Origin of the sequence: Amycolatopsis halotolerans (genome assembly GCF_042647905.1) — a bacterium.
GTDB classification, from domain to species: domain Bacteria; phylum Actinomycetota; class Actinomycetes; order Mycobacteriales; family Pseudonocardiaceae; genus Amycolatopsis; species Amycolatopsis halotolerans.
Map to the genome: position 1 here is coordinate 107,269 of NZ_JBHRWI010000027.1, position 19,544 is coordinate 126,812.

Consider the following 19,544-nt stretch of genomic DNA (forward strand, 5'->3'; position numbering starts at 1 on the left):
AATCTGATTCCTTCAAGGGGCCCTTCACGGCATTTGGCCAGCCGTCAGTCGGTTACCTGGTCGGCGATGTACTTGGCGATCTCCAGCGCGCTCGTCGCCGCCGGGCTCGGCGCGTTGAGCACGTGCACCTGGTCCTTTGTGGACTCGATGAGGAAGTCGTCCACCAGGGAACCGTCCGGCCGCAGCGCCTGCGCCCGCACACCGGAACCGTGGCGCACGATGTCGTCCTCGGTGACCGCGGGCACGAGCTGCGCGAGGCTGGCGGCGAAGCGCTTCTTCGAGAAGGACCGCAGCACCTCTTCGAGGCCGGTCGGGTAGGCGTACTTGCGCGCGAGCTTCCACGCGCCGGGGAAGCGGGCGACGTCGGCGAGATCCTTCACCGACACGTCCGCCCAGCGGTAACCCTCGCGGCGCAGCGCGAGCACGGCGTTCGGGCCGGCGTGAACGCTGCCGTCGAGCATGCGGGTCAGGTGCACGCCGAGGAACGGCAGCGTCGGGTCCGGCACCGGGTAGATCAGGCCGCGTACGAGGTGGCGACGCTCCGGCTTCAGCTCGTAGTACTCGCCGCGGAACGGCACGATGCGCGCGCTCGGCGTGAGACCGGCGAGTTCGGCGACGCGGTCCGCGTGCAGGCCGGCGCAGTTGACCAGCGCGTCCGCGTGCAGCACCTCGGAACCGGTGGCCACCTCGACGCCGCCGCCGCGAGCCGGGCGGATGCCCAGCGCGGGCGTGTTCAGCCGCAGGTCCGCGTCCGCCTCGTCGAGCAGCCGCACGAGCGCCGCGCACACCGCCGGGAAGTCGATGATCCCGGTCGACTCGACGCGCAGCGCGGCGACGCAGGACACCTCCGGCTCGTACTCGCGCGCCTCCGCGGGGGTGATCCGCTTGGCGGGCACGCCGTTGGCCTCGGCCCGCTCGGCGAGCGTGTCCAGCGCGGGGATCTCCTCCTCCCGCGTGGCCACGACGAGCTTGCCGCACACCTGCACGGGCACCCCGTACTGCCGGGCGAAATCCACAATGGACCGGTTGCCGCCGACCGACATCCGCGCCTTGAACGAGCCCGGCTTGTAGTAGAGCCCGGCGTGCACGACATTGGAGTTGTGCCCGGTCTGGTGCGCAGCCCAGCGAGCTTCCTTTTCGAGCACCGTCACGTCCTGACCGCGCTGGGACAGCTCCCACGCGACCGACAGCCCGACGATTCCCCCACCGATCACAACTACGTTCCGCACGGCAGGGAAGGCTACGCGCTCCGGTGCGGCGCTGCGTACCCCCCGACGGCGTGGTACCCGTTCACTGAACCGGGGACAATCCGGCCAACGCGAGCCGTTGATGCGGTTCGAGCTGCTTACCGGCGGTGTAAGCGGCGGTGAACCCGTCGGCTCCGAGCGCCTTCTCCGCGGCTGCGGTGACCTGCGCGACATCGTGCCGACCGGGCACGGCGGCCCCGCGCACCGCGGCTGCCGCACCGAGCAGCGCGGCGGCGTCGGCGAACCGGCCCTCCTCGGCGAAGACCCCGGCGACGCCCTCGAACGCGGTGGCCAGCGACCCGTGGTCGTGCCAACGACGCGCGGTCTCGACCCCCAGCCGCATCCGGCGACGGGCGTCCTCCGGGCGGTGCTCGGCCACGTCGATCCAGCCGAGCGCGATCGACGCGAGTGCCCGCACCATGGCGGCCGAGAACGAGTCCGCCGCGCATTCGGCAAGCGCTTGCTCGGCGAGCGCCCGTGCGCCGGCCAGATCGCCAGAGCGGCGGGCGAGGCCGGACAAGCCGACGTGACCGCTGCCTCGCGTCTCGGGCATGCCGGTGCGGTGGGCCAGCTCAACGGTTCGCTCGTAGTCCGCCTTCGCGCCGTCGAGATCGCCGCGCAGCGCTCGGCTGTCGCCGCGACGGCACAGCAGGTCCGCGTAGTCGTCGGTCGCGCCGAGCGTCTGCATGAGCGACAGGGACTCGGTCATCGCGGCGAGCGCTTCCTCGTGACGGCCGCGCAAAACCAGCAGCTGCGACAGGTGGTCGAGCGCCATCGACAGCCCCCAGCGTTCGCCGAGCGCCCGATAACGCGCTTCGCCTTCTCGCAGGCCGCGTTCGGCTTCGTCGAGTTCCCCGGCGAGCACCGAGCGCAGACCGTCGCCCATCGGCACGAGTGCGGTGAGCCACGGGTCGGGGTGGTTTTCGAGCCCGGACAGCCGAAGCCGCGCGTCGTCGTCCTCCGGCGGTCCGAGCACGACACCGGACAGCATGAGCATCATCGGATGCTCCGGGGTCCAGGAACTGTCCACTAGGTACTGCTCCACATAGGACCGGTAGTTCGCCGTCTCGGCGGCTTCGGGGGCACCGGCCATCGCGGTCAGCAGGCACATGAGGAATTGCTCGCGGTGTCCTTCCGGCGGTGCCGCTTGGCAGTGGCGCACGATTTCCATCGACAGCGCCGCGCCTTCGTAACGTCGTCCGCGCAGCCACCAATACATCGACAGCGCGGTGGCGATCCGCAGGGCAGTCGACGGATCCGCCGCGGCCGACCATCGGAGCGCGGCCACGATGTTGTCGTACTCGGCGGCGATTTTCCGCAGCCAGTCGAGCTGTTCCGCGGTACGCAGCTTCGGGTCGGCTTCTTCGGCGAGCCGCAGGAACGCTTGTGCGTGCGCGTGCCGGAAGCGTTCGGTCTCGCCTGCGGCGTCGAGCTTTTCCGCGCAGAACGCGCGGATCGTCTCCAGCATTCGGTAGCGCCCGCTCGAAGGTTCGACGAGCGACTTGTCGGCGAGTTCGGGGAGCAGGTCGACCGGGACGTCGCACACCTGCTCGGCGTACGCGAGCGTCGCGCCGCCGGTGAAGACGGTCAGTCGGCGGGCGAGGCGGCGTTCGTCGTCATCGAGGAGGTCCCAGCTCCACTCCACGACACCGCGGAGCGACCGGTGCCGCTCGTCGGCGGTGCGGCTGCCTCGGGCGAGGAGTTGGAAGCGGTCGTCGAGTCGCGCGGCGATGTCGGCGACGGGCAGCGTGCGCACTCGGGCGGCGGCCAGTTCCAGGGCGAGGGGGAGGCCGTCGAGCGCGGTGCAGATGCGCACGACGTCGGCCGCGGTTTCGTCGGTCAGCCGGAACGCGGGGTCGCTGGCCCGAGCGCGGTCGAGGAACAGTCGTACCGCGGGATAGGTCTCCACGGTGGGTGCGCCGGGCGGCGGGACGGCGAGGCGAGGGATCGGCGCGAGCTGTTCACCGGTGATGCCGAGCGGTTCCCGGCTCGTCGCGAGGACGCGCAGCCCGGGGCAGGCGGGCAACAACTGGGCGACCAGCCGCGCTGCGGCGGCGATGACGTGCTCGCAGTTGTCCAGCACCAGCAACGTCGCCTGGTCGCGCAATGCCGAGACAAGCCGTTCGACGGGATCCTGGCGACCGCGAGCACCCTCGCGCAGACCGAGCGCGGTGAGGACGGCCTGCGGAACGTCGTCGGCGACGTGCGGGGCCAGCTCCACGAAGACGCACGGACCCGCGTCCGCCGCGGCTTCGATGGCCAGCCGGGTCTTCCCGGTCCCGCCCGGACCCAGCAGCGTGACGAGCCGAGCCTGCCGCAGGAGATCCGCGACCCGCTTCAGTTCGTCGTCCCGGCCGACGAAGCTGGTGAGCTGTGCGGGCAACGGCGTCGCGGCGTTCGCGGACTCGCCGCGCAAAGCGGCCAGATGCGCTTCGGTGAGGTCTGGACCAGGGTCCGCGCCCAGTTCGTCGGCGAGCGTGCGGCGGGCGTCCTCGAACGCAGCCAGTGCTTCGGCGGTCCGACCGGCCGCGTGCAGGGCCCGCACCAACTGGGCCCGCGACCGTTCGCGCAGGGGGTTCTCGGCGACGGCGGTACGCAGTTCGTCGAGGACGTCCGCGGCGCGGCCGAGCGAGATTTCCGCGTCGACCCGGTCGGCTGCTGCCTCGGCGCGCAGCTCGCCCAGCCGGGTGGTTTGCATCTCGACCGACGGCACTGCCGGGACGTCCGCGAACGCCGGTCCGCGCCACAACGCCAGCGCCTCGCCGAGCAGATCGCTGGCCCGCGTCGGGTCGCCCGCGGCCAGTTCGCGACGGCCTTCACCGGCCAGTCGTTCGAACCGATGGGCGTCCACTTCGTCCGGTTCGATTCGGAGGCGGTACCCCGCCGAGGTGAGTTCGATCGGCAGTTTCAGCGCGCTCCGCAGCCGTGAGACCTGCGATTGGAGCGCGTTCGCCGCGCCGTCCGGCGGGTCCTCGCCGTAGAGCCCGTCGATGAGCCGCTCGGCGGACACGAACCGCCCGGCGTCCGCCGCGAGCAAGGCCAGCAGTGCCCGGCCTCGCGGGCCGCCGACGGCGACCGTCCCGCCCGCGCCGTCCCACGCGACGACGGCCCCCAATACCCCGATCCGCATTCCGCGAGCCTATGCCCGGATCGGGTGTTTACCCGTGGGTTCTGTCCCCGAAACAGGCGTCGAGCGCGACTTCTATACACTTTGGCGCGACCCCGCGCAATGCGGGACACCCCGATGCACAGGAGATCTACAGTGGGCGAACCCGTCCTGCTCGGGAAGCCGACCGTCGGCGACGAAGAGCTCGCAGCCGTCGCCGAAGTGTTCCGTTCCGGCTGGCTCGCCGGCGCGGGCCCGGCCTGCCGTCGTTTCGAGGAGCGGTTCGCGAAGCTCACCGGCACCGCGCACGCTCTGACCACCAGCAACTGCGGCTCCGCCCTGTTCCTGGGCCTGAAGGTGCTCGGCGTCCAGCCCGGCGACGAGGTGATCGTCGGCGACTACACCTTCCCGGCGACCGGCCACGCCGTGCTGCAGGCCGGCGCGAAGCCGGTCTTCGCCGACATCCGCCCGGACATCTTCAGCGCCGACCCGGCCGCGATCGAAGCGCTCATCACGCCGCGCACGGTGGGCATCCTCGCCGTCGACGTCGCGGGCCAGCCCGGCGACTTCGACGAGTACCGCGCGATCGCCGACAAGCACGGCCTGTGGCTGTTCGAGGACGCCGCCTGCTCCGCCGGCGCGACCTACCGCAACCGCCCGGCGGGCAGCCTCGCCGACCTGGCCGCGTTCTCCTTCCACGGCCGCAAGGGCATCACCGCGGGCGAGGGTGGCGCGCTGGTCTCGAACCGCGAGGACCTGATCGCGCACGCGCGCAAGATCCACACCTACGGCATCGAGCCGGCGTTCACCCGCGAGGGTTCGCAGGAACTGCCGATCCCGACGTTCCACGAGCTCGGCTGGAACTTCCGGCTCTCAGACATCCAGGCCGCGATCATGGGCGTGCAGCTCGACCGGCTGCCCGACCTGCTCTCCGCCCGCCGCTCGGTGGCCAAGCGCTACCACGAGGCGTTCGAGGACGTCGACGCGCTGACCGTGCCGGTCGAAGCGCCCGACCGCGAGCACCCGTGGCAGGCGTACTTGATGACGGTGGCCCCGGAGATCAGCCGCGACGCGCTGGCCCTGCGGATCCGCGAACAGGGCGTGCAGTGCAACTTCGGCACCTACGCCTCCCACTTGCAGCCGGTGTACGGCGAGCAGCAGCCGCTGCCCGTCTCCGCCGACGCTTTCCGCCGCCAGCTGGCGATCCCGATGCACGCGGAACTCACCGACAGCGAAGTCGAGCGCGTGGTCGCCACCGTGCGCGAAGCCGTGTCCGCTCTTTCCTGACCCGCCGACCCTCCTGAGGAGAACCCATGTCCGACAAGAAAGTTTTCTTCACCGGCGCCGGCGGTTTCATCGCCTCGCACGTGATCCCGATCCTGCTGGAAAAGGATTACACGATCCGGATCTTCGACAACATGACCCGCGGCGACCGTGACCGCGTCAACGAGTTCGTCGCCACCGGCAAGGTCGAACTGGTCGAGAAGGACGTGCGCTACGGCGTCGGCGTCCGCGAGGCCATCCGCGGCTGCACGCACGCGATCCACTTCGCCACGGTGTCGATCAACAAGTCGGTCGCGGACCCGGGCGAGTCGATCGACATCAACATGGTCGGCAACAACAACGTCTTCTCGGCCGCGGCCGACGAGGGCGTCGAGCGCCTGGTGTTCGCCTCCACCGCCTCGGTGTACGGCGAGCCGGAGCGGCTGCCGATGCACGAGGACGACAAGCTGAACCCGCTCACCCCGTACTGCATCTCCAAGCGCGCGGGCGAGGACATGCTGGGCTTCTACGAGCGCACCAAGGGCCTTTCCTGGAACGCGCTGCGCTTCTTCAACGTGTACGGCCCCGGCCAGAAGATCGAGGCGTACTACACCTCGGTCATCAACCACTTCATCCAGCGCCTGCGCGCCGGCCAGCCGCCGATCATCGACGGCGCGGGCGACCAGTCGATGGACTTCGTGCACGTCACCGACCTCGCCAAGGGCGTCGTCGCGGCGCTGGAGTCGGAGCAGTCGAACCTGCCGATCAACATCGGCACCGGCATCGACACCTCGATCGCCACGCTGGCGAAGATCCTGATCGAGGCCGTCGGCGTCGACGTCGAGCCGGTGTTCAACAAGCGCGACGTCCTCGTCTCCCGCCGCGCCGCGGACATCACCCGCGCCCGCGAGGTGCTCGGCTGGGAGCCGACCATCACCGTCGAAGAGGGCATGCGCGCCTTGGTGCGGGACTCCGAGTGAGTACTTCCGTCGGCGCGTCTTCCGAGGGGAATGCGTAATGAGCACTGCGGGCCCGGCAGAAGGAAAGCCCATGCGGATCGTGGTGGTGAACAACTTCTTCCCGCCGCGAGTGGGCGGAAGCGCGCACATGTCGGCTTCGCTGGCCGCCGAGTACGCGGCCGCCGGGAACGAAGTGCTGGCGATCACCGCTGCCTACGGTGACGCGCCGGCGGAAGAGGAGCGCGACGGATACCGCGTCGTGCGCCTGCCCGCGGTGAAAATGCCGCAGCTCGGCCTGTCGATCGACTTCGACATGACGTTCGCGTCGATGCGGCCGGGCAACTGGCGGCGGCTGTGGAAGCTGCTGAACGAGTTCAAACCGGACGCGGTGCACCTGCACGGACAGTTCTTCGACCTGTCCTGGATGGTCGGCATCTACGCGCGCCGGCACAAGCTGCCCGTTCTGCTCACCATCCACACGCTGCTGATCAGCGAGAACAAAATGTACGGCCGGGTGTTCCGCGCGCTCGACGCGATGCTGGTCAACCCGGTGCTGAAGTACCTGCGCCCGCGCTACATCATCCTCGACAAGCAGGGCGTGGACTACTGCGTCCAGCGCTACGGCACGAGCGACGACAACTCCGAGTACTTCCCGATCGCGGTGGACACCGGGCATTTCGCGAAGCCGGTGACCAAGGACGTGCGCGCGGAACTGGAAATCGGGGACGCGCCGCTGATCGTGTCGCTCGGGCACGTGATCCCGCTGCGCGACCGGCTGCCGCTGATCGAGGCGCTGCCCGCGATCCTGGAGCGGCACCCCGGACTGCGCGTGGTGGTCGTCGGGCGGGTGTACCACGACGCTTTCCAGCAGCGGGCCAAGGAACTGGGCGTTTCCGACGCGCTGATCGTCACCGGCGCGGTGCCGAAGGCGGACGTGCCCGCGTACTTCGCGGCCGCGGACATCGTCACGCACGACCTCAACGGCGGCTGCGGCACCGCGTCGCTCGAGGCGATGCTGTCCGGAACCGCGACCATCGCGTCGGTCACCGAGGACAACTACCCCGGCATCGAACTGCACAACGGCGAGAACATCCTGCTGGTGCGGCCCAACGATTCCGAGGCGGTCGCGACCACCGTGCTGTCCCTTTTGGACGATCCGAAGGAACGCGCGCGGATCGCGGAGCGGGAGGCGTCGATGGTCCGGGACAACTTCGGACTGGACGTAGTGACCGAGGAACACCTGCGGGTGCTCACGAAACTGGTGGCGGACAACTGATGTTCTTCGACGACGAGCGCAGCAACCGGCTGCGCCCGATGATCCTGAACGACCTCGTCACGCAGTACATGAACGACGCCGAGCGGGCCAAGTTCTTCGGCCTGCCGGAGTCGTGCCGCGTGCGGGAACGGGCCAAGATCGTCAGCCCGGACAACCTCGCGATGGGCGAACACTGCTGGGTCGGCGAGGGCGCGGTCCTCGACGCGAGCGGCGGGCTGGAAATCGGCGAACACACCAGCATCGGGCTGAATACCCTGGTGTTCACGCATTCGAGCTGGCTCGCGAACATGGCGCTGGAAAACCATTCCGGCAGCGACCTGATCGAACGCAAGCCGGTGAAAATCGGCAAGGGCTGTTTCATCGGCGGCCTCGTGGTGATCATGCCCGGCGTCACGATCGGTGACTTCGCGACGGTGCAGCCGAACTCGGTGGTCGCCAAGGACGTCCCGGCGCGCTCGCTGGTAGCGGGCAACCCGGCGCGGGTCTTCCAGCGCTACGACGAGGAATACATCGAGTCGGAGGTCAAGCGGGTCCGCGAGGAAAACGCCCGCCGCCGCGCGCTGTCGGACGACCCTTCCGGCTGGGGCTCCCCGTCGGGCGACTTCAGCGGGAAGTGATTCGGACACGGTGCGTCACGCGCTGGCGGATGCTCCGGGTAACATGGGACACTGCTCTCAGTCACTTTCGGTGAAGGAGAAGTCATGAGTGTCCTTGAATGGCCTCACCACCTCCTGACCCTTGACGACTGGGCGGACCTTCCGGCGCACCCGGAGGTGCGGGTCGAGGTCGTCGAAGGGGTCCTGTCAGTGTCGCCGCGTCCGATGTCGCTCCACCAGCTGATCATCAGCAGATTGCCGTATCTGCTGACGATGCAGCTGCCGCCGGAGTTGGTGGCGGTCGGAGAATTCGAGACGGTACTGGCCGACGTCCCGCCGACGGTCCGGGTGCCGGACGTGGTGGTCGCGCCGTCGGACCTCATCGAAGCGAACATCCCGCGGATCGGGGCTGGCGACGTTTCGTTGGTGGTCGAGGTGCTTTCGCCTGCCACCAAGGACGTCGACCAGGGCGCGAAGCTGTTTGAGTACGCCGATGCGGGTATCGGGGATTACTGGATCGTCGATGTGGACCCGCCGGTGAGCATGATCGCGTACCGGTTGATCGACGGTGATTACGAGAATTTCGGCGAGTATTCGGGCGCGGTGGAGCTGGAGATCGCGGGGGTTCCGGTGAAGTTCGATCTGAACTCGTTGATCGATCCGCGCGCGCAGCGCTGACTCTCGCCTTGCTGGCGCTTGCTGATTGGGCGGATTTTCCGGAGAACCCAGAGGCTCGGGTCGAGGTCGTTGACGGGGTTCTTGTCCCGTCGCCGCGTCCGATGTGGTTTCACCTGCGGTCAGTGACGCGGTTGGCGTTCCTGCTCGACGAGCAGCTCTGTCCCGAGATGAGCGCCGGTGCCGAGGCGGAGCTGCTCCTGTGCGAGAGCCCGCTGACGATCCGCGTCCCGGATGTCGTCGTGTACGAAGCACGTCGACCAGAGTGTGAAGCTGTTCGAGTATGCAGATGCGGGTATTGAGCATTACTGGATCGTTGACTTGGATCCGCCGGTGAGCATGATCGCGTACCGGTTGATCGACGGTGATTACGAGAATTTCGGCGAGTATTCCGCCAGCGTCGAGTTGGAAGTCGAGCCCAACGCTGACCCCGAGCACCTCCCCGAACACCATGCGTCGCCATTGAGACAAGACTGACCAGCCATTACATCGACGCACGTCTCCCGCCCCCGTAACCTGGACAGTGACGCCGAGACCGGGAAACAGGGGTGGGATGGTGCGCGGGGACGACGAGTTCGCCGACTTCGTGCGGTCCTGTTCTGCCCGGCTCACGCACGCGGCCTACCTGCTCACCGGCGACCGGCACCAGGCCGAGGACGCCGCGCAGACCGCCTTCACTCGCACCTACGCGGCCTGGCCCCGAGTCCGGCGGAAGAATCCCTACGCCTACGCCCGCCGCGTGCTGGCCAATCACGTCATCGACATCTGGCGCCGGCCGATCCGCGAATACGCCACTGAGGAGATGCCGGAGCCGCCGAAGGTTCCCGACATCTCGCACGCCGTCGCGGATCGGGAATGGCTTTCCGACGCATTGGCCCGGCTTACCGCCCGTGAACGCGCGGTAGTCGTGCTCCGGCATTTCTTCGATTTGCCGGAGCATCAGGTCGCCGAGGAATTGGGCGTGTCCGTCGGCACCGTCAAGAGCACCAATTCCCGCGCGCTGGCGAAGTTGCGCGTCGACGGCGATGCGCTCGTCGGGGAGGTGAGCGCGTGACCGACGAACTCGACCGGTTGCGCGCCGCGCTTCAGGAAGCGCCCGCGGAACCCTTTGCTGAGCCCGATCTCGACCGGATTATCAAAGACGGCGGCCGGATTCGGCGTAGGCGACGGTTTCTGACGTCGTCGGGCGCGGCGGTGGCTGTGGTCGCCGTGGTGTTCGGTGCGGCTTGGTTGCGTTCGCCGGGCGGTGCGCCGGAGCAGGTGCACGCGGCGGCGGCACCGCCGCCGATGGTGACGAGTGTGGCTTCGTCGACACCGGTCCCGGCGCCGACGTCGGCTGAATCGAGGCCGCTCGGCGAAGTGATCTCCACCGGCACCTACACCGACGGCGCGGAACTTGTCTTCTACGCGACGCAAATCGACGACCCGGACAACCTGCCGGCTGTCCAATTCGGCGTGATGGCCAGCTTGTACGAGCCGGACGGAAACCTGCGTCCGCTCTACCTCGCCAACGAATCCGACGGCAAGGACCGCTCTTTCGGCTTCCACGCGACGTCAGGCGGCACGACTGTCGCGGACATCTGGGTGCCGGTGTACGGCTATTTCAGCGGTCCGGCCGCCCGCATCGAGACCACAGTGGACGGTCGCACGATCCCGGCGCACACGGCGCGCTGGAGCGAGGACCCCGGGGTGGTCGTGTTCTGGTTCGACCAGGACGACGTGCCGTCCGCCGAGAGGGCGACTCCGCTGGTCGCGTACTCCGCGGACGGCAAACGCCTCACCAAATAATCAGGCGGCCTCAGCCAGAACCTGCGCCACAACCTCGTGCGACGGCAGGATCAGCGCGCGCTCGACGTCCGCGTCGACCTTGCCCTCCAGCAGATCCACGAACCGGTCCAGCTGCGTCGCCAGCGGCTCGCGCGCGGTGACCAGCTCCGGGATCTCGATCACGGTCTGCTGCCGGTAGCCGAGACCGTCCGCGGTGACCGAATCGTGCGAGATGTGCCGGTAGATCGTCACGTCGCGGCGCAGCAGGTCGATCTCGACCATCCGGTCCAGTTCGGACACCATCAGCGACCGGACCTTGCGCTGCGCCAGCCGCGAAGCCGACACCGTGGCCAGGCCGGTGGGGAAAGACAGCACCGTCTCGATGGTGTCCTCGGCCCCGGTGACCGACTGCGGGTGGAAATACCCCGCGCTGGAGGTGACCCGGCCCGGCGTGGCCCCGCCGAAGAACTGGATCGCCAGGTCGACGTCGTGCACCAGCAGGTCCCACGCGACGCCGGTCTTGATCCGCGGCGCGTACGGGCCGTGCCGGCGCGCCATCAGGTGCACCGGTTCGTTCACCAGCGCCCGCGCGGTCATCACGGCCGGGTTGTAGCGCTCCAGGAGCCCGCACATCAGCGGGACGTCCTTTTTCGCCGACAGGGCAACGATTTCCTGCGAGAACTCGAGGCTGTTGCACACCGGCTTCTCGACCAGCATGGGCTTGCCCTGGCCGAGAATCTCCTGTGCCAGCTCGTAATGCACCTCGGTGGCCGAGGCGAGCACCACAGCGTCCACATCGGACAGTGAGCCGATTTCCGGCGTCCACTGGGTTTCGTAGCGGTCGGCGACCGCGCGGCCCGCTTCCTCGCGCGGGTCGATCACGCGGGCCAGGTCCACCCGGTCGTTCTGCGACAGGACGCGCGCGTGCAGCGAGCCCATGTTGCCGGTGCCGACGAGTGCGATGCGATGGGTCATGCGCCGAGTACCTCGCGAACAGTTTCGATGATCTGGTCCACTTCGGACTCGGTCAGATGCGGGTGTACCGGCAGCGAAAGCGCTTGCGCGGCAACGGCTCCGGCCACCGGGAAGTCCTCGACCCGGGCGTCCGGGATCAGCGGGTGCCCGCGGTAGCACTCGTAGTCGAAGACGATCTTCGGGTAGTAGATCCCGTTGCCGATGCCGCGTTCGGTCAGCGCGGAGGCGAACTCCTCGCGCGAGAGCATCGCGTGCGGGCCGACCAGCACGGTGTACTGGTGCCACACGTGTTCGCGGCCGGGCAGCACCTGCGGCACCTCGAGGCCCGGCGTGCCGGCGAGGCCCTCGGACAGCCGCTTCGCGTTGGCCTGCCGCGCCGCGGTGAGCTGGTCGAGCTTCTCCAGCTGCGGGATGCCGACGGCGGCGTGCAGGTCGGTCATCCGGTAGTTGTGGCCGGCCATCTCGTACTGGTAGCGGGCCTTCATGCCCTGGTTGCGCATCACGCGCAGCTTGTCGGCGAGCGCGTCGTCGTCCGTGGTGATCACGCCGCCCTCGGCAGTGGTCACGTTCTTCGTCGCGTACAGCGAGAAGCAGCCGATGCCGTACGAGCCGGCCTTGCGGCCCTCGAACGAGGCGCCGACCGCCTGCGCGGAATCCTCGACCACGTGCAGCCCGTGCTCCGCGGCCAGCGGCGCGAGCTTGCCCATGTCGGCGGTCTGCCCGTACAGGTGCACCGGCATGAGCACCTTGGTGCGCGGGCCGACGGCGGCCGCGACGGCGTCCGGGTCGATCGCGAAATCGTCGCGGCGGATGTCGGCGAACCGCACGGTCGCGCCGGCTTCCAGGATCGCGTTCAGCGTCGCGACGAAGGTGAACGGCGAGGTCACGACCTCGTCTCCGGGCTGCAGGTCAAGTGCCTGCAGTGACGCGACCAGCGCGGTCGTCCCGTTGTTCACGGCGATGGCGTGTTTCGTTCCGGAGACGTGTGCGAACGCGTCCTCGAAACGCTTTACCATCGGGCCCTGGGCGATAGCGCCGGATCGCAGCACTTCGACGACCAGGTCCTCCGCAGCACGGACGTCGACCACGGTAATGGGGATCATCTGCAGTCTCTCGCTCTCGGCGGGCACTTTCGGCGCGTCCGGTACAGTCTTGCCTCGGCATGGCACGAGCCCCGAGTTCGGTGCAGTCAGCACAGACGCGGGCGTCACGATACTCGCCGACCACAAGTGGGCTTCCGGCTACCGTCCCGGCTCCGGCGGGAACTGAACAGGTAAGGCTGAGAACACGCGAATGAGCAGCGCACGAATCCTCATCACCGGCGCCGGCGGATCCGCCGCCTACAACTTCCGGGACGCGCTCGCGGTCGCCGGAAACGACTACGAGGTCGTCGGCACTGACGTGAAGCCCTTCCACCTCGAACTTCTCGACGTCGAGGCCAAATACCTGGTCCCGCCGGTCAGCGACCCCGGGTACGCCGACGCGATCAACCGCGTCATCGAAGCCGAGCGCATCGATTTCGTGCACCCGCAGCCGGACGTCGAGGTCGGCTACCTCGCGGAGAACCGCGACAAGCTGAACGCGCCGACGTTCCTGCCGGACGCGCGCGCGATCGCGTTGTGCCACGACAAGATGGCGTTCAACGCGCACATGAAGGCGAACGGCGTCTCGGTGCCCGAAGCCATCAAGATCGACTCGCCGGACGACCTCAAGGGCGGGCTCGAGGAGCTGCTGAAGATCAACCCGCGGGTCTGGCTGCGCGCCATCCGCGGCGCCGGCTCCCGGGGCAGCCTCCCGATCAACTCCTTCTACCAGGGCGACGCCTGGATCGACTACTGGCGCGGTTTCCGCGGCCTCGACTACGGCGACTTCATGGCCAGCGAATACCTGCCGGGCGAGGAGTTCGCGTGGCAGAGCCTGTGGCACGAGGGCGAGCTGATCACCTCGCAGGCGCGCTCCCGCATCGAATACATCTTCGGCAACCTGACCCCGAGCGGGCAGAGCTCGTCGCCGTCGGTGGCCAAGACGGTCAACCGCGACGACGTGAACAAGATCGGCGAGTCCGCGGTGCGCGCGGTGTCCGACAAGCCGCACGGCGTGTTCTGCGTGGACATGAAGGAGAACGCCGCCGGGGTGCCGATGGTCACCGAGATCAACGTCGGCCGCTTCTTCACCACAAGCAACTTCTTCGCGCACGCCGGGCTGAACATGCCCGACATGTACATCCAGCTCGGCCTCGGCAACGAGTTGCCCGAGCGGCCCGAGGTCTACAACCCGCTGCCCGACGACCTGTACTGGGTCCGCATGATCGACATGGGCTATCGCTTGGTCAAGGAAGGCGAATGGGCGTCGAAGCGGATCTGACCGGGCGGAAGGTGCTGGCCTTCGACTTCGACGGCACGCTGTTCCGGCTGCCGGTCGACTTCGGGGGCCTGCGCGCCGAGCTGGGACTGTCCGCTGAGGACAGGCTCGGCGAGCTGTTCCAGCGCTGGCTCGACGAAGGCGACACCGCCCGGCTCGACGTCGTGACGCGGTTCGAACGCGCCTCCGTGGCGCAGGGCGAATTCACTGACGGCGCGCGCGAACTGCTGGCGGAGCTGCCTTCCGGCTACCAGCTCGCGGTCGTGACGAGGAACTCACGGCTGTGCGTCGAGGACGCGCTGGGCAACCTCGCCAGGGGCCTGCACGTCATAGGGCGGGAGGACGTCCGCCGGCTCAAGCCGGATCCCGAGGGCGTGACTGCGGTGCTGCGGCACTTCGGCGCGGCCCCGGAGGAGGCGGTGCTCGTCGGCGACACCTTCCACGACGTAGAGGCCGCGCACGCCGCGGGCGTGCTCAGCGTGATCGTGCGCAACGACTCGCTGAAGTTCCGTCCCGAGGGCGCGGACCACTACGTCGAGACGCTGCGTGAACTGCTGCCCGCACGCGCGGGCTGAAATCCCACGGTTGGTACCGTCGATAGTGGTCACCAGCCCCATTCGAGAAGGAAGTGCCGGGTAGACATGGCTGTGCAGGACAAGCTGAAGGAAGTCTTCATCGACGCTCTCCAGCTCGACGACGGGGTCGACGTCGAGAACCTCAAGTACCGCGACATCGAGGCGTGGGACTCGGTCGGCCACATGGCTCTCATCGCGGCGATCGAGGACGAGTTCGAGATCGAATTCGACACCGACCAGGTCATCGACATGAGCAGCTTCAAGGTGGCCGTGGACATGGTCAAGGAGCTGCAGGAGAAGGCGTGAGCACGTTCGAGGGCAAGGTCGCCCTGGTCACCGGTGGTACCAGGGGCATCGGCCTGGCCACCGTCCGGGCGCTCGCCGAGGCCGGGGCCACCGTGGTGCTCACCGGCCGCGACGAGACCGCCGCCAAGGAGGCCGCCGCTTCGGTCGGGCCCTCCGTCAGCGGCCGCGCGCTCGACATCACCGACGCGAAGGCCGTCGCCGCACTGGTCAAGGAAGTGACCAAGGAGCACGGCAAGCTGGACGTCGCGGTCGCCAACGCCGGGATCATGGAGGGCGGCCTGCTCGGCATGATCCGCCCGGACGACGTCGACCGGACGCTGTCCACGAACGTCGCGGGCACGCTGCACACCGTGCAGGCGGCCGCGCGAGCCATGATGCGCAAGAAGACCGGCGCGATCGTGGTGCTGGCCTCGGTGGTCGGCGAATACGGCAGCGCGGGCCAGACGGTCTACGCGGCCTCGAAGGCGGCGGTCGCGAACATCGCGCGCTCGGCGGCGAAGGAACTCGGCCGCTCCGGCATCCGGGTCAACGCGGTCGCCCCCGGGGTGATCGAAACCGCCCTCACCGAAAGCCTGAGCGAGGACGCCCGCGCCTCGAACGTCGCCAAGACCCCGCTCGGCCGCCTCGGCCAGGCCGCGGAGGTCGCGGCGGTGATCCGGTTCCTGGCGAGCGACGAGGCGTCGTTCGTGACCGGGCAGGTTCTGGGGATCGACGGAGGCTTGGTGCTGTGACTCTGGTGGGCGCGGGTTCCCGGCTGGTCGACGTGGCCGGGGGCCGCACGCTGGACGACGTGGAACTGTCGGCCGAACTGCGCCGGAAGACGGACGCGCTGGCCGCGCTGCCGGTGGGCGTCGTTTTCGCGCGGATGTCGGTCGACCTCGACAGCGTGCTGACCTACCTGGGCGCGTTCGAGGGCGGCCGGGCGATCGCGCTGATCGACCCGGCGTTGGACGCCGACGTGCTGACCGGGCTGGTCGAGCGGTTCCGTCCGGCGGCCGTGCTCGCGGCCTCCGGTGACGCTCCGTCCGGGTACACCACCCGCGGCTCCGACTGGGTGCGCGACTCCGCCGACGGCGTCGAGCCGCATCCTGACCTGGCAGTATTGCTGCCGACCAGCGGATCCACCGGCAATCCGAAGCTCGTCCGGCTGTCTCGCGAAGGGCTGCTGGCCAACGCCGAGGCCATCGCACAGGTGCTGGAGATCGACGCGGACGAGGTCGCGCCGACCTGCCTGCCGCTGCACTACAGCTACGGCCTTTCGGTGCTGAATTCGCACCTTTTGCGCGGCGCGACTGTGGTTATCGAACCTTCTGGCGTTTTGGGGCGCGGATTCTGGGACGCGGTGAAGGAACACGGCGTGACTTCGCTGTCCGGCGTGCCCTATCACTACGAAATGCTGCGTCGGCTGAAGTTCGATCCGGCCAAGTATCCGACCCTGCGCACTCTGACCCAGGCGGGCGGGAAACTGCGGGACGAGCTGGTCGCGGAATTCAACGACAAGATGCTCGCGGTCGGCGGCCGGATGTACGTCATGTACGGCCAGACCGAGGCGTCCCCGCGGATGACCACGGTGCCCGCCGAACGGCTCGCGGACAAGATCGGCTCGGCCGGTCCGGCGCTGCCCGGCGGCGCGTTCGCCATCCGCCGGGACGACGGCGAGGAAACCACGCATCCCAAAATTGTCGGTGAGGTCCTTTACCGTGGACCCAACGTGATGATGGGTTATGCCGAGGACGAAGCCGGGCTGAGCGCGGGCGACGAATACGGCGGAACGCTGGCCACCGGGGATCTCGGGTATCTCGACGACGAGGGGTATCTGTACATCACCGGCAGGCTCAAGCGGATCGGCAAGGTCTTCGGCAACCGGGTCAGCCTGGACGACCTGGAGCAGGCCGTGCGCACGGCCGCGGTGGGCATCGACGTGGTGGCCGCGGTGGCCGCGGGCGACAAGGTCGTGCTGTTCGCCGAGCTGCCCGAGGGCGACGGCGCGAAGGCGATCTGCAAGGACGCGTCCCGGGCGCTGGCGGAGCGGCTGCACCTGCACGCCAGCGGGTTCGACGTGCGTCCGATCGACACGGTGCCGCTGCTGGCCAGCGGCAAGATCGACTACCGGTCGCTGGAAGGACGGGTATGAGTGTGTTCACGCGCTCGCAGGCGGAGCGAGAGGCGGCGCTGCTTCCCGAGCTCGCGGAGCTGACCGCGCACCACCGGGCGAACTCCGCCGGGTACGAGCGCATCCTGTCCTCGCTCGGGTTCGCGCCGGACGCGTCGTTCGGCTCGATCGCCGACCTGCCGTGGCTGCCGGTGCGGATGTTCAAGACGCACGACCTGAAGTCCATTCCGGACGCCGAGGTCTTCAAAACCCTCACGTCCTCGGGAACGACCGGGGCGGGTGCGTCGCGGATCTACCTGGACAAGGAAGCGGCGGCGGCGCAGACGAAGCAGCTCGGCGCCACCCTGCAGGAGGTGCTGGGCGGCGAGCGGCTGCCGATGCTGATGGTCGACACCATCGGCATCATCAAGAACCGCCGGTCGTTCTCCGCGCGCGGCGCGGGCGTGCTCGGCATGGCGAACTTCGGCCGCAAGCACACCTACGTGCTGGACGAGAACGACAAGCCGGACGTCGAGGCCGTGCGGAAGTTCCTCGCCGAGTACGGGGATCGGCCGTTCCTGATCTTCGGCTTCACCTTCATGGTGTGGCAGTACCTGTACGAGGTCGCCCGCGAGCACAAGCTCGACCTGTCGAACGGCATCCTCATCCACTCCGGCGGATGGAAGAAGCTGATCGACCGCGCGGTCGACAACAGCGAGTTCCGCCGCCGGTTCGCCGAGGACACCGGCCTCACCCGGATCCACAACTACTACGGGATGATCGAGCAGATCGGCACCGTGTTCCTCGAAGGACCGTCCGGGAACTCCTTGTACTGCCCCGATTTCGCCGACGTCGTGATCCGCGACCCGGAGACGTGGGAAGAGCAGCCGGTCGGCAAGCCGGGCGTCATCGAGGTGGTGAGCACGCTGCCGCGGTCGTACCCCGGACACGTGCTGCTCACCGAGGACCTGGGCGTCTACAACGGAATCGACGACGGCGACTGGCCGGGCAAGCACTTCTCCGTGCTGGGCAGGCTGCCGAAGGCCGAGGCCCGCGGGTGCTCGGACACGTTCACCGGAGCCGCCGCATGAGTGCGTTGGAACAGCGTTTTCCGCTGGGCGACTCGGTTTCGGTCGACGCGCTGCTGGACGAACTGCGCGAGGAACCCTCCGGCGGCAGGCTGACCGTCGGCGATCCGCGGGTGGTCGAGTTCGTCACCAAGTTCGCGCGCAAGCTGCTCGCGCCCGCGCTGGCGCGCCGCTTCCCGGAGCTGGCCTCGCTGGGTTTCTTCCTGCGCAAGGGAGAACTCGCGAAATCACTGTCCACTTTGGAAACGAGTGGTGATTCGCTGCGCTTCCCGCGCGGGCTCGTTTTCCACGTGCCGCCTGCCAATGTGGACACCATTTTCGTGTACTCCTGGGCGCTGTCGGCGTTGGCGGGCAACAGCAACGTCGTGCGTGTGTCCTCGCGCTCGGCCGGTGCCGCCGAGGCCGTCCTGGAGGCGCTGAACGCGGCGCTCAAAGACGTGTCACCGGAAACCGCGGCCACCATCCGGGCCACCCAGCGCATGGTCACCTACGACCGCAGCGACGAGGTCAGCGGCGCGTTGTCGCTGGCCGCGGACCTGCGGGTGATCTGGGGCGGCGACGCTTCCGTGGCCGCGCTGCGGAAATACCCGCTGGCCCCGCACGCGCGCGACCTCACGTTCCCGGACCGCTCGTCGTTCGCGATCGCGTCGGTGCGCGGTTGGCAGGAGGCCGCGCCGGAGCAGCGCCGGGCCGCCGCCGAGGGGTTCTACAACGACTCGTACTGGTTCGACCAGGCCGCCTGCTCGTCGCCGCGCGCGGTGTTCTGGGTCGGCGACGCGTCGGGCGCGCAGGCCGCCGGGAGTGAGTTCCGCGAGCTGCTCGCCCAGGTGCTGGTGGCGAAACAACACGTCACCGAGCCGGCGATGGCCGTGCAGAAGCGCGTGTCGGCGTACGGCGCGGCGGTCGACGGGCTGGTGTCGTCGATCCGCTTCGACGGCAACGCGCTGGCGACGCTCGAGCTGGCCGACGCCGCGGTGATGCCGCGCGAATGGCTGGGCGCGGGCACGTTCGCGAACGCCTCGGTGGCGTCGCTGGACGAATTGGTGCCGATCGTGGCGCGCAAAGACCAGACGGTGAGCCAGTTCGGGTTCACCCGCGAGGAACTGACCGGATTCGTGACGGCACTCGCCGGACGCGGGGTGGACCGGGTCGTGCCCTTCGGGTCGGCCCTCACGTTCGCCGGGGTCTGGGACGGCTACGATCTGCTGTCCGAGTTCAGCCGGCTGGTCACGGTGCAGGCCTGAGGAGCTGAGAGGCA

General features: G+C 68.7%; 20 protein-coding genes. 16 read left to right on the plus strand and 4 right to left on the minus strand.

The genetic code is table 11. The features are described 5' to 3' along the window. Nucleotides 1–44: 44 nt before the first annotated feature. Complete coding sequence (gene lhgO / locus ACFORO_RS22520; RefSeq protein WP_354743630.1) at nt 45–1,331, minus strand: L-2-hydroxyglutarate oxidase; 1,287 nt, start codon at nt 1,329–1,331, stop codon at nt 45–47. Then, nucleotides 1,291–4,377: a BTAD domain-containing putative transcriptional regulator gene (locus ACFORO_RS22525; protein ID WP_377873012.1), complete on the minus strand. Its 3,087-nt coding sequence runs from the start codon at nt 4,375–4,377 to the stop codon at nt 1,291–1,293. Before ACFORO_RS22525 ends, lhgO begins: the two co-directional genes overlap by 41 nt. Before the next feature lie 114 nt (nt 4,378–4,491). Between ACFORO_RS22525 and ACFORO_RS22530 the strand changes: the two genes are divergently transcribed. From ACFORO_RS22530 to ACFORO_RS22570, 9 genes are all read left to right on the plus strand, one after another. Beyond that, on the plus strand, nt 4,492–5,640 hold the full coding sequence (locus ACFORO_RS22530; protein WP_377873011.1) for a DegT/DnrJ/EryC1/StrS family aminotransferase: 1,149 nt from the start codon (nt 4,492–4,494) through the stop codon (nt 5,638–5,640). A 26-nt stretch (nt 5,641–5,666) separates the two neighbouring features. Beyond that, complete coding sequence (locus ACFORO_RS22535) at nt 5,667–6,596, plus strand: NAD-dependent epimerase/dehydratase family protein (protein WP_354743585.1); 930 nt, start codon at nt 5,667–5,669, stop codon at nt 6,594–6,596. Nucleotides 6,597–6,666: 70 nt separating this feature from the next. Beyond that, nucleotides 6,667–7,851 carry a glycosyltransferase family 4 protein gene (locus tag ACFORO_RS22540; protein WP_354743583.1) on the plus strand — a complete coding sequence of 395 codons (1,185 nt, stop codon included), beginning with the start codon at nt 6,667–6,669 and terminating at the stop codon, nt 7,849–7,851. After that, on the plus strand, nt 7,851–8,468 hold the full coding sequence (locus ACFORO_RS22545; RefSeq protein WP_344281814.1) for an acyltransferase: 618 nt from the start codon (nt 7,851–7,853) through the stop codon (nt 8,466–8,468). The genes ACFORO_RS22540 and ACFORO_RS22545 overlap by 1 nt, the downstream gene beginning before the upstream one ends. An 84-nt stretch (nt 8,469–8,552) precedes the next feature. Continuing rightward, entirely contained in the window at nt 8,553–9,125 is a 573-nt protein-coding gene (locus ACFORO_RS22550; protein ID WP_354743581.1) for a Uma2 family endonuclease, read from the plus strand. Nucleotides 9,126–9,133: 8 nt separating this feature from the next. Then, entirely contained in the window at nt 9,134–9,424 is a 291-nt protein-coding gene (locus ACFORO_RS22555; protein WP_377873010.1) for a Uma2 family endonuclease, read from the plus strand. After that, nucleotides 9,390–9,599 (plus strand): hypothetical protein, encoded by a 210-nt coding sequence (locus tag ACFORO_RS22560; protein WP_354743579.1) that lies wholly within the window; start codon nt 9,390–9,392, stop codon nt 9,597–9,599. The genes ACFORO_RS22555 and ACFORO_RS22560 overlap by 35 nt, the downstream gene beginning before the upstream one ends. Nucleotides 9,600–9,675: 76 nt before the next feature. Then, a complete protein-coding gene (locus tag ACFORO_RS22565; protein WP_344281808.1) occupies nt 9,676–10,176 on the plus strand; it encodes a SigE family RNA polymerase sigma factor in 501 nt (166 codons plus the stop codon). Continuing rightward, nucleotides 10,173–10,910, plus strand: a complete 738-nt coding sequence (locus tag ACFORO_RS22570; RefSeq protein ID WP_354743577.1) for a hypothetical protein — start codon at nt 10,173–10,175, stop codon at nt 10,908–10,910. The genes ACFORO_RS22565 and ACFORO_RS22570 overlap by 4 nt, the downstream gene beginning before the upstream one ends. Here the strand turns inward: ACFORO_RS22570 and ACFORO_RS22575 are convergent, their stop codons facing one another. Further along, nucleotides 10,911–11,864 (minus strand): Gfo/Idh/MocA family protein, encoded by a 954-nt coding sequence (locus tag ACFORO_RS22575; RefSeq protein ID WP_354743575.1) that lies wholly within the window; start codon nt 11,862–11,864, stop codon nt 10,911–10,913. It abuts the gene before it with no gap. After that, nucleotides 11,861–12,967 (minus strand): DegT/DnrJ/EryC1/StrS family aminotransferase, encoded by a 1,107-nt coding sequence (locus ACFORO_RS22580; protein ID WP_354743573.1) that lies wholly within the window; start codon nt 12,965–12,967, stop codon nt 11,861–11,863. Before ACFORO_RS22580 ends, ACFORO_RS22575 begins: the two co-directional genes overlap by 4 nt. 190 nt (nt 12,968–13,157) lie before the next feature. Here ACFORO_RS22580 and ACFORO_RS22585 point away from each other — a divergent pair, with 190 nt between their 5' ends. From ACFORO_RS22585 to ACFORO_RS22615, 7 genes are all read left to right on the plus strand, one after another. Further along, nucleotides 13,158–14,228 (plus strand): hypothetical protein, encoded by a 1,071-nt coding sequence (locus ACFORO_RS22585; protein WP_344281796.1) that lies wholly within the window; start codon nt 13,158–13,160, stop codon nt 14,226–14,228. Beyond that, nucleotides 14,207–14,800, plus strand: a complete 594-nt coding sequence (locus tag ACFORO_RS22590; RefSeq protein ID WP_377873008.1) for an HAD family hydrolase — start codon at nt 14,207–14,209, stop codon at nt 14,798–14,800. The genes ACFORO_RS22585 and ACFORO_RS22590 overlap by 22 nt, the downstream gene beginning before the upstream one ends. A gap of 66 nt (nt 14,801–14,866) precedes the next feature. Continuing rightward, complete coding sequence (locus ACFORO_RS22595) at nt 14,867–15,106, plus strand: acyl carrier protein (protein ID WP_344281790.1); 240 nt, start codon at nt 14,867–14,869, stop codon at nt 15,104–15,106. Then, nucleotides 15,103–15,837 carry an SDR family NAD(P)-dependent oxidoreductase gene (locus ACFORO_RS22600; RefSeq protein WP_354743569.1) on the plus strand — a complete coding sequence of 245 codons (735 nt, stop codon included), beginning with the start codon at nt 15,103–15,105 and terminating at the stop codon, nt 15,835–15,837. Before ACFORO_RS22595 ends, ACFORO_RS22600 begins: the two co-directional genes overlap by 4 nt. Next, a complete protein-coding gene (locus tag ACFORO_RS22605) occupies nt 15,834–17,240 on the plus strand; it encodes an AMP-binding protein (RefSeq protein WP_377873007.1) in 1,407 nt (468 codons plus the stop codon). Before ACFORO_RS22600 ends, ACFORO_RS22605 begins: the two co-directional genes overlap by 4 nt. After that, nucleotides 17,237–18,289, plus strand: a complete 1,053-nt coding sequence (locus ACFORO_RS22610) for a LuxE/PaaK family acyltransferase (protein ID WP_377873006.1) — start codon at nt 17,237–17,239, stop codon at nt 18,287–18,289. The genes ACFORO_RS22605 and ACFORO_RS22610 overlap by 4 nt, the downstream gene beginning before the upstream one ends. Continuing rightward, nucleotides 18,286–19,530 carry an acyl-CoA reductase gene (locus tag ACFORO_RS22615; RefSeq protein WP_377873005.1) on the plus strand — a complete coding sequence of 415 codons (1,245 nt, stop codon included), beginning with the start codon at nt 18,286–18,288 and terminating at the stop codon, nt 19,528–19,530. The genes ACFORO_RS22610 and ACFORO_RS22615 overlap by 4 nt, the downstream gene beginning before the upstream one ends. Nucleotides 19,531–19,544: the final 14 nt, after the last annotated feature.

What these genes read in the sequence shown, in the direction of transcription:
- ACFORO_RS22580 (WP_354743573.1), bottom strand. Translation starts at nt 12,967, where the DNA reads ATGATCCCCATTACCGTGGTCGACGTCCGTGCTGCGGAGGACCTGGTC.
- ACFORO_RS22530 (WP_377873011.1), top strand. Translation starts at nt 4,492, where the DNA reads ATGCACAGGAGATCTACAGTGGGCGAACCCGTCCTGCTCGGGAAGCCG.
- ACFORO_RS22565 (WP_344281808.1), top strand. Translation starts at nt 9,676, where the DNA reads ATGGTGCGCGGGGACGACGAGTTCGCCGACTTCGTGCGGTCCTGTTCT.
- ACFORO_RS22575 (WP_354743575.1), bottom strand. Translation starts at nt 11,864, where the DNA reads ATGACCCATCGCATCGCACTCGTCGGCACCGGCAACATGGGCTCGCTG.
- ACFORO_RS22525 (WP_377873012.1), bottom strand. Translation starts at nt 4,377, where the DNA reads ATGCGGATCGGGGTATTGGGGGCCGTCGTCGCGTGGGACGGCGCGGGC.
- ACFORO_RS22545 (WP_344281814.1), top strand. Translation starts at nt 7,851, where the DNA reads ATGTTCTTCGACGACGAGCGCAGCAACCGGCTGCGCCCGATGATCCTG.
- ACFORO_RS22595 (WP_344281790.1), top strand. Translation starts at nt 14,867, where the DNA reads ATGGCTGTGCAGGACAAGCTGAAGGAAGTCTTCATCGACGCTCTCCAG.
- ACFORO_RS22590 (WP_377873008.1), top strand. Translation starts at nt 14,207, where the DNA reads ATGGGCGTCGAAGCGGATCTGACCGGGCGGAAGGTGCTGGCCTTCGAC.
- ACFORO_RS22535 (WP_354743585.1), top strand. Translation starts at nt 5,667, where the DNA reads ATGTCCGACAAGAAAGTTTTCTTCACCGGCGCCGGCGGTTTCATCGCC.
- ACFORO_RS22540 (WP_354743583.1), top strand. Translation starts at nt 6,667, where the DNA reads ATGCGGATCGTGGTGGTGAACAACTTCTTCCCGCCGCGAGTGGGCGGA.
- ACFORO_RS22550 (WP_354743581.1), top strand. Translation starts at nt 8,553, where the DNA reads ATGAGTGTCCTTGAATGGCCTCACCACCTCCTGACCCTTGACGACTGG.
- ACFORO_RS22610 (WP_377873006.1), top strand. Translation starts at nt 17,237, where the DNA reads ATGAGTGTGTTCACGCGCTCGCAGGCGGAGCGAGAGGCGGCGCTGCTT.
- ACFORO_RS22615 (WP_377873005.1), top strand. Translation starts at nt 18,286, where the DNA reads ATGAGTGCGTTGGAACAGCGTTTTCCGCTGGGCGACTCGGTTTCGGTC.
- ACFORO_RS22585 (WP_344281796.1), top strand. Translation starts at nt 13,158, where the DNA reads ATGAGCAGCGCACGAATCCTCATCACCGGCGCCGGCGGATCCGCCGCC.